The sequence below is a fragment of the Ruegeria sp. AWH4_226 genome, from assembly GCF_056159225.1.
On the sequence record NZ_JBSWUU010000003.1, the window covers coordinates 135,840 to 148,490 of the forward strand.

General features: G+C 58.5%; 13 protein-coding genes. All 13 read right to left on the reverse strand.

The window, feature by feature from the left end; translation table 11 throughout:
* Positions 1-13 precede the first annotated feature (13 nt).
* The 13 genes from ACXAET_RS19055 to ACXAET_RS19115 all read right to left on the reverse strand — a co-directional run bounded on the left by ACXAET_RS19055 (position 14) and on the right by ACXAET_RS19115 (position 12,492).
* Entirely contained in the window at positions 14-409 is a 396-nt protein-coding gene (locus ACXAET_RS19055; RefSeq protein ID WP_475188887.1) for a RidA family protein, read from the reverse strand.
* Positions 406-813 carry an acyl-CoA thioesterase gene (locus ACXAET_RS19060; protein ID WP_475188890.1) on the reverse strand — a complete coding sequence of 136 codons (408 nt, stop codon included), beginning with the start codon at positions 811-813 and terminating at the stop codon, positions 406-408. Before ACXAET_RS19060 ends, ACXAET_RS19055 begins: the two co-directional genes overlap by 4 nt.
* A complete protein-coding gene (locus ACXAET_RS19065; protein ID WP_475188892.1) occupies positions 813-1,499 on the reverse strand; it encodes an ABC transporter ATP-binding protein in 687 nt (228 codons plus the stop codon). Before ACXAET_RS19065 ends, ACXAET_RS19060 begins: the two co-directional genes overlap by 1 nt.
* A complete protein-coding gene (locus tag ACXAET_RS19070; protein WP_475188895.1) occupies positions 1,496-2,245 on the reverse strand; it encodes an ABC transporter ATP-binding protein in 750 nt (249 codons plus the stop codon). Before ACXAET_RS19070 ends, ACXAET_RS19065 begins: the two co-directional genes overlap by 4 nt.
* Positions 2,238-3,224, reverse strand: a complete 987-nt coding sequence (locus tag ACXAET_RS19075; RefSeq protein ID WP_475188898.1) for a branched-chain amino acid ABC transporter permease — start codon at positions 3,222-3,224, stop codon at positions 2,238-2,240. The genes ACXAET_RS19070 and ACXAET_RS19075 overlap by 8 nt, the downstream gene beginning before the upstream one ends.
* A complete protein-coding gene (locus ACXAET_RS19080) occupies positions 3,221-4,141 on the reverse strand; it encodes a branched-chain amino acid ABC transporter permease (RefSeq protein WP_475188902.1) in 921 nt (306 codons plus the stop codon). Before ACXAET_RS19080 ends, ACXAET_RS19075 begins: the two co-directional genes overlap by 4 nt.
* Before the next feature lie 52 nt (positions 4,142-4,193).
* Positions 4,194-5,324 carry an ABC transporter substrate-binding protein gene (locus tag ACXAET_RS19085; RefSeq protein ID WP_233422034.1) on the reverse strand — a complete coding sequence of 377 codons (1,131 nt, stop codon included), beginning with the start codon at positions 5,322-5,324 and terminating at the stop codon, positions 4,194-4,196.
* Positions 5,325-5,433: 109 nt separating this feature from the next.
* A complete protein-coding gene (locus ACXAET_RS19090) occupies positions 5,434-7,065 on the reverse strand; it encodes an AMP-binding protein (protein WP_475188913.1) in 1,632 nt (543 codons plus the stop codon).
* Positions 7,065-8,216: an acyl-CoA dehydrogenase family protein gene (locus tag ACXAET_RS19095; RefSeq protein ID WP_475188916.1), complete on the reverse strand. Its 1,152-nt coding sequence runs from the start codon at positions 8,214-8,216 to the stop codon at positions 7,065-7,067. Before ACXAET_RS19095 ends, ACXAET_RS19090 begins: the two co-directional genes overlap by 1 nt.
* The gene (locus ACXAET_RS19100; protein ID WP_475188920.1) at positions 8,216-9,016 is read right to left on the reverse strand and encodes an enoyl-CoA hydratase family protein; all 801 of its coding nucleotides are present in this window, start codon (positions 9,014-9,016) and stop codon (positions 8,216-8,218) included. The genes ACXAET_RS19095 and ACXAET_RS19100 overlap by 1 nt, the downstream gene beginning before the upstream one ends.
* On the reverse strand, positions 9,006-9,473 hold the full coding sequence (locus ACXAET_RS19105) for a MarR family winged helix-turn-helix transcriptional regulator (protein WP_068340578.1): 468 nt from the start codon (positions 9,471-9,473) through the stop codon (positions 9,006-9,008). Before ACXAET_RS19105 ends, ACXAET_RS19100 begins: the two co-directional genes overlap by 11 nt.
* Positions 9,470-10,201, reverse strand: coding sequence for an SDR family NAD(P)-dependent oxidoreductase (locus ACXAET_RS19110; protein ID WP_475188926.1), 732 nt, complete (start codon positions 10,199-10,201; stop codon positions 9,470-9,472). Before ACXAET_RS19110 ends, ACXAET_RS19105 begins: the two co-directional genes overlap by 4 nt.
* Positions 10,198-12,492 carry a bifunctional salicylyl-CoA 5-hydroxylase/oxidoreductase gene (locus ACXAET_RS19115; protein ID WP_475190173.1) on the reverse strand — a complete coding sequence of 765 codons (2,295 nt, stop codon included), beginning with the start codon at positions 12,490-12,492 and terminating at the stop codon, positions 10,198-10,200. Before ACXAET_RS19115 ends, ACXAET_RS19110 begins: the two co-directional genes overlap by 4 nt.
* Between the last annotated feature and the right edge of the window lie 159 nt (positions 12,493-12,651).

Below are 12,651 nucleotides of genomic sequence, written 5' to 3' on the forward strand. Positions count from 1 at the left end.
CAGGGTTCGCGTGTCAGGACAAATGTGCCGTGGCTTCGATTTCCACTAGCGCTTCGTCCTCGACCAGACCAGCCACTATGATCATCGACATGGCGGGAAAATGCTTGCCGAACACCTCGCGGTAGGCGGCACCAACCTCGGCCTGTTTGGTAAGGTATTCGCTTTTGTCGGTGACAAACCATGTCAGCCGGGTCACGTCTGATACCTGACCGCCCGCAGCTTCGACGATGTCCACGATGTTTTGCAGCGCCTGTTTCATCTGGCCGATGAAGCCTCCGCTGACGAAGGTCTTGTTTGCGTCCCAGCCGATCTGGCCGCCGATATGAAGTGTCCCATCCTTGGTCAGAACGCCATTTGCATAGCCTTTTGCCGGAAGCCATCCGTCAGGTTGGATGATTTTGTGGCTCATGTCGCGCCCCCTTTGAATTCCGTTAGCTTGCTGCGGATCGCATCTGGCCAAGCCTCGGGGCGGCCGTTTGCGGTGACGTTGACCAAGGTTGCCGAAGTGATCAGGCGCACCTCATCCCCGCAACGTGCGGTCATCTTGTAATCTGCCGAGCTGCGGCCAACCTGTGTGATCTCGAGCTGAAAAACCAATTCATCGCCATGGCGGCTTGGAGCCGGAAACTGAGTCTGGATTTGAACGGTCGGCACCGCCCCATTACGATGCAGATCATGAAACGGGGCACTTAACCCCTGATCAAAGAACGCTTCGACACAATCATTGACCATTTCAAAATAGCGTGGAAAAAACACGATCCCGGCGGGGTCGCAATGTTTGAAAAGCACTTTTTGATGAAATTTGAACGCCATCAAACCCCCACGTATTTCTCTGAAATGTCCGAGGTCAGTTCGTCCATCTTACCCGACCAAACGGTACGCCCACGTTCCAGTATGACCGCCCTGTCGGACACAGACGCCAGTTCCTTTATCGACTTGTCGATCAGCAGGATCGCCACGTTGGTTTCTTGCCGTAGACGGCGCAACGCCGCCCAGATTTCCTGTCGGACGATTGGCGCAAGACCCTCTGTTGCTTCGTCAAGGATCAATAGCCGAGGGTTCGTCATCAACGCCCGGCCAATCGCCAGCATCTGCTGCTCTCCGCCCGACAATGAAACTGCCCGTTGGGTCTGCCGCTCGGCCAAACGGGAAAACAGGTCGGTCACGCGGCCCAAGGACCAGTATCCCGGGCGCGCGGCGGCGATCAGGTTCTCACGCACGGTCAGATCGGCAAAACAACGGCGTCCTTCCGGTACCAGACCCACGCCTTGCCGGGCGACCTTGTGGCTGGGTAATGCGTGCAGATCCTGCCCGTCCAGCGTCAACGTGCCCTCAGACCGGATCATCCGGCAAATGGCCTTTACCGTTGTGGTCTTGCCCATCCCGTTGCGCCCCATCAGGGCCGTGACCTGCCCTTCCGACATCTCAAGATCAACGCCGAACAGCGCCTGGCTGACGCCATAGGTCGCGGTGAGGTTTTCTATCCGCAAAAGCGTCATGCCTCATCCCCCAGATACGCGTCTCGCACTTCACGGCTTGAGCGGATTTCATCCGCTGTACCAGTGGCGATGACCTTGCCGTAGACCAATACGCTGATCCGATCAGCCAAGGCAAAAACTGCATCCATGTCATGCTCGACCAGAAGAATGGGGGCTTCTTGCCGAAGACCATCAAGAAACCCGGTCAGACGCTTCGACCCCTCGGCGCCCAAACCCGCCATCGGCTCATCCATGACAAAGGCCTTCGGCGACAAGGTCAGCGCCACCGCGACTTCCAACTGCCGCCGTTGGCCGTGGCTGAGATTGGCACAGCGCGTATCGCGGTTTTCCGTCAGACCAACCCGCTCCAACGCGGCCTCGGCCCGCTCACGCAGGGCTGAGCGTTTCAAGGCAGGCCGCCAGAACCGCCAGGCCATATGTTCGGCCCCCATTGCGCCCAGCACCGCGTTTTCAAGAACGGTGTCCTCCATGCAAAGCTGCGAAATCTGGAAAGTGCGCCCCAGCCCGGCCTGCGCACGCGCTTGGGTGCTAAACCCCGAGACGTCCTGACCCTTTAGCATCACCCGCCCCGAGTCGGGCCGTAGCCCCCCGCAAATCTGCTGGATCAACGTCGACTTACCCGCGCCATTAGGGCCGATAATGGCGTGGATTTCCCCTTGCTTCAGATCAATGGACACATCATCCGTGGCTTTGAGCGCCCCAAAGCTTTTGTTCAGGTTCAGCGTGGCAAGAACGGGATCAGACATGCGCGCCCTCTTTCCCGGTCAGCAATCCAGTTAGGCCTCCACGCCCGAACAACACGATACACAACAAGACCAACCCCAGATAGACGTGCCAAAAGTCGGTCAGTTCGCCAAGGAAGTGTTCAAGCGCAACAAAGACGCAGGCACCGATAACCGGCCCCATCAGCCGACCCACCCCACCAATAATGATCAGAACGATCAACTCACCCGACAACTGCCAACTGAACATTGTAGGGGACACAAAGCGATTCAGGTCCGCGAACAACGCACCCGCCAGCCCGGTAATCGCGCCTGAAATCACAAAGGCAAGCAGCTTCAGCCGCATCGGGTTCAGGCCCACAGTCTCAACCCGCACCGACGTCTGGCGCGCAGCGTTCAGGGCCAATCCAAAGGGCGATGCCTGAAGGCGCGCGAACAGAAACAGCACTATGCATAGAAGCGTGAAACAGATGGCATAAAACTGGATCGGTGCCAGTGTGTTCAGGCCGGGGAAATCGTTGCGAACGTAGATCGACAACCCATCCTCTCCTCCATACTGCGCCCAAGAGATCGCGAAGTAGAAGAACATCTGCCCGAATGCCAGCGTGATCATGATGAAGTAAACACCAGAGGTTCGCAGCGACAACAACCCGATAAAAACCGCCACTATTGCTGACAGGATCATAGCCACAAGCCAGATCACCGGCATGGACTTCGTTCCGTCCATCGAGAAAAGCCCAAGGTCAAGCGGCGTGTAGGTCTGCGCGTGATAGGCAAGGATGCCCATCGCGTACCCTCCGATCCCGAAGAACACAGCGTGGCCAAAGCTGACCATCCCGCCGATCCCCAGGATGATGTTCAGCCCCACCGCGGCCAAGGCAAGGACCACCGCCCGCGTCACCAAGGTGATTGTAAACGGCTGATCCGCAACAACTGCCCACAGCGGCAGCGCCAGCAGGCCCACGATCATAACGGCGTTGAGATACTTCTCATTCAACCTCATGCGCGTGCTCCGAACAGGCCGGTGGGTCGCCAGATCAGAACCAGCCCCATCAGCACGTAAATACCCATGGACGCCAGCGCCGAGCCCGTTTTCTGCGCGGCCCCCGTCTCCATGAACAGTTTGAAGAGTTCGGGAAGGAACACACCGCCCAGCGTGTCGGTCAATCCGACCAGCAAGGCACCAACAAAGGCACCGCGTACAGAGCCGATCCCGCCAATAACGATGACAACAAAGGCAAGGATCAAAACAGGCTCGCCCATGCCCACCTGAACTGACTGGATCGCGCCAACCAAAGCTCCGGCCAGACCCGCCAGCGCGGCACCCAGCGCGAAAACCAGCGTGTAGAGTTTTGAGATATCGACGCCCAGCGCCGCAATCATCTCGCGATCATTCTCTCCGGCGCGAATCTGAATGCCCAGCCGAGTACGTTCGATCAGTGCCCAAAGGCCGACGGCCACGGCCAGCCCGATACCGATCAGGGTCAGACGATACAGCGGATATTCGATCCCACCCGGCAGCGTAACAGGCCCCGACAGCGCATCGGGGATGTCCAAAAACAGCGGGAAAGACCCAAAGACCCAACGGGTGCCTTCAGAAAAGATCAGGATGAGCGCAAAGGTGGCCAGCACCTGATCCAGATGCGGCGCGTTGTATAGCCGTCGGATCACGGCCATTTCGACAATCGCGCCAGCCAGCGCCGCAGCAGCCAGCGCGGCAACCAATGCCAACAGGAAAGACCCGGTTGCCCCGGCCACGGCAGCGGCGGCAAACGCGCCAACCATGTAGAGTGAGCCATGGGCCAGATTGATCAGACCCATAACGCCAAAAATCAGCGTCAGGCCAGCCGCCATCAAGAACAGCATGACGCCGAATTGCAGCCCGTTGAGGATCTGCTCGATAATCAGGATCGAGGACATGGAAACTCCGGTGGTCTGCCCGCCCCGCGATCAGGGGCAGGCAGCAAGTCAGTTACATTTTGCACTCAGCCGCGTAAGCGTCCGAGTGGTTTTCCAGCGCAACGCCGATGATCTTGTTGGTGAACACGTCACCTTCCTTGATCACTTCGCGCGCATAGATGGTCTGAATCGGGTGGTGGTTCGGGCCAAAGCTGAAATCACCGCGGGTGCTGTCGAACTCGGCCGCACGCAGCGCTTCGCGGAAAGCATCGGCATCCGACGGGTCGGCTTTCTCAAGCGCGGACAGCAACAAGTTTGCCGTGTCGAACCCCTGGCTTGCATAGAGCGAAGGCAGACGTCCGTATTCAGCCTGGAAGCTTTCGACGAAGGCCGCGTTGGTCGGGTTGTCGATATCCTTGTTCCATTGCGAAGTGTTCACCACGCCCAGCGCCGCATCGCCAACCGCTTGCAAGATACCCTGATCAAAGCTGAAGGCCGGGCCGACCACGGGTAACTCGATACCGCTGTCAGCATATTGCTTGAGGAACGAAATCCCCATGCCACCGGGCAAGAAAAAGAAAACGCTGTCCGCATCGCTGGCCCGGATTTGGGCAATCTCGGCGGCGTAGTCTGTCTGCCCCAGTTCGGTGTAAACCTCACCAGCCAGATTGCCCTCGAAGAACCGTTTGTATCCCGTCAGCGCGTCCACGCCCGCCGGGTAATTCGGTGCCAGGATAAAGCTGTTCGAGTAGCCCGCGCCGTTGGCATATGCTCCGGCGGCCTCGTGCAGGTTGTCATTTTGCCAGGCCACGTTGAAATAGTTCTGGTGACAGCCTTGCCCTGCCAAAGGCGACGGGCCCGCATTGGGCGACAAGTAGAACACGTTCTGATTCACCGCCGCCGGCACAACCGCCATCGCAAGGTTGGACCAGATGATACCCGTCATCACGTCGACGCGTTCAGATTGGATCATCTTATCGGACAATTGCACGGCGATGTCCGGCTTGCGCTGGTCATCCTCGATCACGACCTCAATGTCGTCGCGACCCGATTGCGCGATCGCCAGCATGAAGCCGTCGCGCACGTCGATACCCAACCCTGCACCACCACCGGACAGAGTCGTGATCATCCCGACCTTGACCTCTGCCAGCGCACCGGTGGCGCATAGCGCCGAAACCGCAGCGGCTGCTAAAAACTTTTTCATCTTCATCTCCCTTTGTTGGTCTTTTGAACGCACCTTGTGTCGTTGTTCTGCGCGTTCACCTATGCCCCTGTCAGAGTGTTCTTTTTTGTTGTTTTGCTATTCACACCGATCATACCCCCTTCGTCGAGAGGGTTTTCAGCTTGAATCGCTGAATTTTTCCTGTTGCCGTCTTTGGCAAGGACTCACAAAACCGGATAGAGCGCGGATATTTGTACGGCGCGATGACTGATTTCACGTGATTTTGCAGCGCCTCGCGCAGGGCATCGTCGGCTGTTACGCCCTGGGCAAGGACAATATGCGCCTGAACGATTTCCCCGCGATCGGTATCTGGTGCACCGACCACCGCACATTCCGCAACGGCCTCATGCGCAAGTAGGGCGGCCTCAACCTCGGGGCCTGCGATGTTGTATCCTGCGGACAGGATCATATCGTCGTTTCTGGCCGCGAAATGGAAATAACCGCCGTCATCCTTGTAGAAACTGTCGCCCGTGATGTTCCACCCATCCAAGACATATTTTTTCTGCCGCTCATCGTCCAGATACCGGCAGCCGGTCGGGCCGCGCACAGCCAACCGGCCAACCTCACCAATCGCCGCCTCTGATCCATCGCGGTTCAAAACCTTCGCTTCATACCCCCTGACAGGACGCCCGGTACACGCGGGCCGGTGATCGTCAAACCGGTTCGAGATAAAGATATGCAGCATTTCCGTCGCGCCGATCCCGTCGAGCATCGGCTTACCCGTCCGTTCGATCCATTCGTCGTAGACGGGTTTAGGCAGCGTTTCCCCGGCGGACACCGCTGCGCGCAGGCTGGACAAGTCGGCCCCATCCTCCATCGCCCGAAGCATCACACGATATGCGGTTGGCGCGGTAAAACAAACGGTGGCCTTGTACGTCTCTATGATTTCGATCATTCCCGAGGGCGAGGCTTGTTCCAGCAAGGTCGCCGTGGCCCCGAACCGCAAGGGAAACACCGCCAGACCACCCAGCCCAAAAGTGAATGCGAGTGGGGGTGAGCCGACAAATACGTCTTCGGGCTGCACATCCAGAACCTCTTGCGCATAGCCATCGGCGATGATCATCAGATCCCGGTGGAAATGCATCGTGGCCTTTGGGTCCCCCGTCGAACCGGATGTAAAGCCCAACAACGCCACATCATCGCGCCCGGTTTTGACACAGTCGAATTTTACTGGTTTTTGTAGCGCCAGACGATCCAGCTCAGCATCGTGGTTCGATGTCCCGTCAAAGCCCACGACCCTTTTCAAGAAGCGACTGTCACGGGCGCAGACCTCCATTTCCTCCATCAAACGCGTGTCGCAGAGGGCAAGCTGGATCTCTGCCTTGTCGACATGTTTCGTCAATTCGCCAGAGCGAAGCATGGGCATAGTGTTGACGACCACTGCGCCCGCCTTGGTTGCAGCAAGCCAGCAGGCCACCATCGCCGGGTTGTTTGCCGACCGGATTAATACGCGGTTACCGGGCTGCACACCCAAATCCTCGACCAGCACATGCGCCAGCCGGTTGGTCCAGTCGGTAAGCTCTTTATAGGTCCGCTGGCGTCCATTGCCGATCAGCGCGATGTTGTCGCCAAAACCTTTTTCGACCATCGCGTCCGTCAGCTCGTGCGCCGCGTTCAGGTAGTCTGGGTAGTCGAAACCGTCCAACAGAAAGTCCGGCCATTGATCCTCGGGCGGCAGGTTGTCTCGGGTGAACGTATCGGTATGCGCGGACGGTCCCAACATTACTTTCCCTCGCTCTGCGCGGCCATTGTCTGGCGGGCAATCACCACCTTTTGCACGTCCGAGGCACCTTCGTAGATGCGCAATGCCCGGATTTCGCGATAAAGCGTCTCGACCGGCATGCCCGAACGTACGCCGTCACCGCCAAACAGTTGCACCGCCTTATCGATGACCTGCTGCGCATGGTCCGTGGCGAACAGCTTGGCCATCGCCGCCTCACGCGTGACACGCGGCGCGCCACTGTCCTTGGCCCATGCAGCGCGATAGACAAGCAAGGCCGCCGCATCGATATCCAACGCCATGTCTGCAACGTGACCCTGCACCATCTGCAAATCGAACAGCGGTGCGCCCTGTACATGGCGCTCGCCGACCCTCTGCAGTGCCTCATCCAGCGCGCGGCGCGCAAATCCCAAAGCCGCCGCTGCCACGGTCGAGCGGAACACATCCAACACGGACATTGCGATCTGAAACCCTGACCCACCTGCCCCGATCATGGACTGCACTGGCACGCGGACATCGGTGAACCGCAGCGTGGCCAGCGGATGCGGCGCGATTGTGCTCAGACGCTCGACAACCTTAAAGCCCGGCAGGTCGGGCGTGACGATGAAGGCGGACAAACCCTTGGCCCCCGGTGCTTCGCCGGTGCGGGCGAACAGAGTGTACACATCCGCGATCCCCCCGTTCGAAATCCACGTCTTTTCGCCGTTCAAAACGTAGTCATCCCCATCCCGCGTCGCGGTCATGGTCGAATTTGCAACGTCCGAACCCGATTGCGGCTCGGTCAACGCAAAGGCCGAAATCGCCTGCCCGCTGCGCGTCTTCGGCAACCATGCGGCTTTTTGTTCGGGCGTTCCGAAAAGCGAAATCGCGCCGGTCCCCAACCCTTGCATCGCAAAGGAAAAGTCGGCCAATCCGTCATGGCGAGCAAGGATTTCACGCGTCAGGCACAGCGTCCGAACATCCAGCTGACCGCCTTCATCCGCCGTCGGGTGCAGCAGGCCAGCCGCCCCCAAATCTCGCACAAGTCTGCGACAGGCGGCATCCGTGTCCGTGTGGTCGATCTCAAGCCCTTGCGCGACCTGTTCCACCCGCGCGGCCCAGTCCCGGTGACGCGGTTCGAAAAACGGCCATGTCAAAAAGCTGCTATCTGGCATCAATCCCCCATAAAGTCCGGTTTTTCCTTGGCCACGAAGGCGTTGTAGGCGCGTTCAAAATCTCCGGTCTGCATGCAGATGGCCTGCGCCTGCGCTTCAGCCTCGATCGCCTGTTCGATGGACATGGACCATTCCTGCGCAAGCATCGTTTTGGTCATCATATGCGCAAAATTCGGGCCATCCGCGATCCGGCGGGCCATATCTTGCGCCGCACTGTCCAACTGATCGGCCTCAACCAGTTTGTTGTAGAAGCCCCAGGAAAACCCTTCCTCGGCACTCATGGACCGCCCGGTATAGAGCAATTCCGCAGCCCGACCCTGTCCGATGATCCGAGGCAGGATCGCACACGCTCCCATGTCGCAACCCGCAAGGCCAACGCGTGTGAACAAAAAGGCGCATTTGGCCTGTGGGGTGGCGATGCGCAGATCGGACGCCATAGCGATGATCGCCCCCGCGCCAACGCAAACCCCGTCAATCGCAGCGATAACCGGCTTACCGCAATTCACCATCGCCTTGACCAGATCACCAGTCATGCGGGTGAAGGCGAGCAATTGTTTCATGTTCATGCGGGTCAGCGGGCCAATGATGTCATGCACATCCCCGCCTGAACTGAAGTTGCCTCCGTTCGACGCAAACACCACCGCGTCAACATCATCCACATAGACCAGATCGCGAAACCAGTCGCGCAACTCGGCATAGCTGTCGAAGGTCAGCGGATTTTTCCGATCAGGCCGGTCCAGCGCGATTGTTGCAACCCGGTTCTGAACTTCACACCGAAAATGTTTGACGTTACCGGTCATTGGCTTCCTCTGGCAGATTGAATTCCGTGGTCAGCGTCCGGGCATCTTCGGCCGAAAACTGGCCCAGCATGTCAGCAATCCAGGCCTCATGCGCAGCGGCCTGCCGGGCGAACTCCTCGCGCCCTTTCCGCGTCATACAGACACGATGGGCGCGTCGGTCGCCGGGCACCGGAACACGCACCAGCAACCCGTCGTCAGCCAACCGATCGACGATACCGGTCACATTTCCGTTGGAGACGCGCAAAACGCCCGATATCTCACTCATCTTCAGGCCATCTTCATAGCGTGACAGGGCAGCCATAACGTCGAACCGGGGCAAGGTCGTATCGAACTCGGCCCGGAAATTTTCGCGCAGTTTTGCCTCAATCCCGCGTGTGGTTTTAAGCAACCGCAACCAAAGGCGCAGCCGCTCTTTCGAGGCATCTTCAAGCGGGGGTTGCGCAAGCGTTGGCGTCATACCTCCCCCCCTGACAAGCTAAGAGCGTGGCCGTTCACTGATTTTGCTGCATCCGAACACAACCACATGACCGCACTTGCGACCTCATCTGTTTCAATAAACCGACGTTGAGGGTTGCCCCGATGAAGCGAGGCGGCGGCGTCCTCTTCGCTCATCCCCGTCTTTTCGACGATGTTCGCGATTGAGCGGTCCAGCATGGGGGTGTCGACATAGCCGGGGCAAACGGCGTTCACGGTAATCCCAGTGGGGGCCAGTTCAATCGCCAGCGAGCGGGTCAGGCCGACAACGGCGTGCTTCGCGGCGCAATACCCCGCGACATAGGCAAAACCTTTCAGCCCTGCGACCGACGCTATGGTGATCAGGCGTCCTGTGCCTGCGGCCCGCATGTCTGCCAGCCCGGCCTGCCACACATTGAAAACGCCAACAAGGTTCACCTCGGTCATGGCCCGCAGGTCATCTGCGGTCATCTTTGAAAACGGGGCGGAGTGTGCTGCACCCGCATTGGCGATGACCGCGGTAACCGGACCTCGATCTGCGCGGGCCGACTTGAAGGCCGCTTGTACCTGCGCCGCATCGGTCACGTCACACACTTCGTAAGGCAGCCCTTGTTCCTGCAAGTTAGCTTCGGTCCGCCCCAATAGCGTGACTGCCGCGCCATCTTCCGCAAAACGTTTTGCAATCGCGGCGCCTACCCCAGTGCCGCCGCCGGATACAACAACGTGGCTCATACCTTACCTTCCATTTCCGCTTCACGATCAGCCAGTCGCCAGGCCTGATCCCGCCCGGCCTCATAGGGCTTGGGCCAGACCTCCTGCCGGTCGCCCAGCGCGGTGGCTGCGTGCAGGGTCCAGTAAGGATCGTTCAAATGCGGCCGTGCAAGGCAAACCAGATCGGCACGCCCCGCCATCAGGATCGAATTGACGTGGTCCGCCTCATATATGTTGCCGACCGCCATGGTCTTGATACCGCGCTCATTTCGGATGCGGTCCGAGAACGGGGTTTGGAACATCCGTCCGTAAACCGGCTGCGCTTGTGTCGAGGTTTGACCGGCAGAGACATCCACGATATCCGCGCCTGCCGCATCGAACATGGTGGCGATCTCGACGGCCTCTTCCGGGGTGATGCCGTTTTCGCCAACCCAGTCGCTGGCAGAGATGCGCACCGCCATCGGTTTTGCCTCGGGCCAAATCGAGCGCATGGCTGTGAAGACTTCCAGCGGATAGCGCATGCGGTTTTCCAGACTGCCACCATATTCATCATTGCGCATGTTGGACAGCGGTGAAATGAAGGACGAGATCAGATAGCCATGAGCCGCATGCAGTTCGATCATGTCGAACCCGGCGCGATCAGCCATGCGCGCGGCCTCAACAAACTGCGTGGTCACGCGATCCATATCCGCGCGATCCATCCCTTTGGGTACTGCGTTTTCGTCTGACCACGGGATGGCAGAGGCCGATATCAACGGCCAGTTTCCATCCTCCAGCGGTTGATCCATACCTTCCCACCCGATGCGGGTCGATCCCTTGCGTCCCGCATGACCGATTTGGCAGCAGATTTTGGCTTCGGTCTCGGTGTGTACAAAATCGGTCAGTCGACGCCATGCTGTTTCATGCTCGGGCGCATAGAGCCCCGGACAGCCCGGCGAGATGCGGCCATCTGCACTGACACAGGTCATCTCTGTATAAACCAGCCCTGCCCCACCCTTGGCACGCTCGCCATAGTGGATCAGGTGCCAATCGGTCGGGCAGCCATCCACCGCTTTGTACTGCGCCATGGGCGATACCACAATCCGGTTTTTCAACGCCATTTCACGCAATCGAAACGGCGCAAACATTGGCGCACGGGCGGGCGCGTTGGTTTCGGCCCCGGCCTGCTGCATGAACCAGGCTTCTGCCCGACCAAGCCATTGGGCATCGCGTTCGCGCAGGTTTTCATGGCTGATCCGCTGTGACCGTGTCAGCATGGAATAGTTCAGCTGCACCGAGTCCAAATCGAGGTATCGTTCCACATCTTCGAACCATTCGACCGAGTTCCGCGCAGCCGATTGCAGGCGGAGAACCTCTAATCGGCGTTCGTCTTCATAGCGGGCAAATGCCGCCTCAAGCGTGTTTTCAGTGTGAATATACTCGGCCAGCGCAATCGCGCTTTCCAGCGCCAGCTTCGTGCCCGACCCGATTGAGAAATGCGCCGTGGCGGCCGCATCCCCCAGCAGGACGACGTTCTTGTGACTCCATTTTTCGCACAGGACACGCGGGAACCGCAGCCAGGCCGATCCGCGAATGTGACTGGCATTGGTCATCAGGGCATGGCCGCCCAGATGATCCTTGAAAATCTCTTCGCAAACTGCAATCGACTCCTGCTGGCTCATGTCGGCAAAACCGTAAGCATCGAAGGTTTCTTGCGTGCATTCGACGATGAAAGTCGCAGTATCCGGGTCGAACTGATAAGCATGTGCCCAGACCCACCCCTTTTTGGTCTTCTCAAAAATAAAGGTAAAGGCGTCATCGAATTTCTGATGCGTTCCCAGCCAGATGAACTGACACAATCGCTGATCGATATCCGGTTTGAACACGTCTGCAAACTCGGTTCTGGTTTTCGAGTTCAACCCATCCGAAGCGATAACGATATCGTAGTCATTCATATAGTCCGAGGCTGACGCGATCTCGGTCTCAAACCGCATTTCAACACCCAACTCGCGGGCGCGGTTTTGGAGAAGCAGCAAAAGCTGCTTGCGTCCGATCCCGCAAAAGCCATGCCCGCCAGAAACTGTACGCTGGCCGTTGTGAACAAGTGCAACGTCATCCCAATATGCAAAGTGGTCGCGGATTTTGGCAGCACTGACGGGATCGTTGGCCGCCAAGTTTTCCAGCGTCTCATCCGACAGGACAACGCCCCAGCCAAAGGTGTCATCGGGTCGATTGCGTTCGATCACCTCAACCTCAGCCCCCGGATTTCGAAGCTTCATCGAAATCCCGAAATAAAGGCCCGCAGGTCCACCGCCAAGGCAAGCAATGCGCATCGCCACCCTTCCCCTCATCCCTTTGAATACCTGAAACGCTAGACCGAGTCGCGTATCCCTTCAAGTAAAAATATTTTATGCTTAAAGTTTATACGCTCAACCCACTTTTTGGTGACCAGCGGCGAGATGGTTTTTTCTATCAAAATACCCGGGCATCCT

Excerpts from the sequence above, each read along its gene's own strand:
- ACXAET_RS19055 (WP_475188887.1), bottom strand. The coding sequence starts at position 409 with ATGAGCCACAAAATCATCCAACCTGACGGATGGCTTCCGGCAAAAGGC.
- ACXAET_RS19060 (WP_475188890.1), bottom strand. The coding sequence starts at position 813 with ATGGCGTTCAAATTTCATCAAAAAGTGCTTTTCAAACATTGCGACCCC.
- ACXAET_RS19065 (WP_475188892.1), bottom strand. The coding sequence starts at position 1,499 with ATGACGCTTTTGCGGATAGAAAACCTCACCGCGACCTATGGCGTCAGC.
- ACXAET_RS19070 (WP_475188895.1), bottom strand. The coding sequence starts at position 2,245 with ATGTCTGATCCCGTTCTTGCCACGCTGAACCTGAACAAAAGCTTTGGG.
- ACXAET_RS19075 (WP_475188898.1), bottom strand. The coding sequence starts at position 3,224 with ATGAGGTTGAATGAGAAGTATCTCAACGCCGTTATGATCGTGGGCCTG.
- ACXAET_RS19080 (WP_475188902.1), bottom strand. The coding sequence starts at position 4,141 with ATGTCCTCGATCCTGATTATCGAGCAGATCCTCAACGGGCTGCAATTC.
- ACXAET_RS19085 (WP_233422034.1), bottom strand. The coding sequence starts at position 5,324 with ATGAAAAAGTTTTTAGCAGCCGCTGCGGTTTCGGCGCTATGCGCCACC.
- ACXAET_RS19090 (WP_475188913.1), bottom strand. The coding sequence starts at position 7,065 with ATGTTGGGACCGTCCGCGCATACCGATACGTTCACCCGAGACAACCTG.
- ACXAET_RS19095 (WP_475188916.1), bottom strand. The coding sequence starts at position 8,216 with ATGCCAGATAGCAGCTTTTTGACATGGCCGTTTTTCGAACCGCGTCAC.
- ACXAET_RS19100 (WP_475188920.1), bottom strand. The coding sequence starts at position 9,016 with ATGACCGGTAACGTCAAACATTTTCGGTGTGAAGTTCAGAACCGGGTT.
- ACXAET_RS19105 (WP_068340578.1), bottom strand. The coding sequence starts at position 9,473 with ATGACGCCAACGCTTGCGCAACCCCCGCTTGAAGATGCCTCGAAAGAG.
- ACXAET_RS19110 (WP_475188926.1), bottom strand. The coding sequence starts at position 10,201 with ATGAGCCACGTTGTTGTATCCGGCGGCGGCACTGGGGTAGGCGCCGCG.
- ACXAET_RS19115 (WP_475190173.1), bottom strand. The coding sequence starts at position 12,492 with ATGCGCATTGCTTGCCTTGGCGGTGGACCTGCGGGCCTTTATTTCGGG.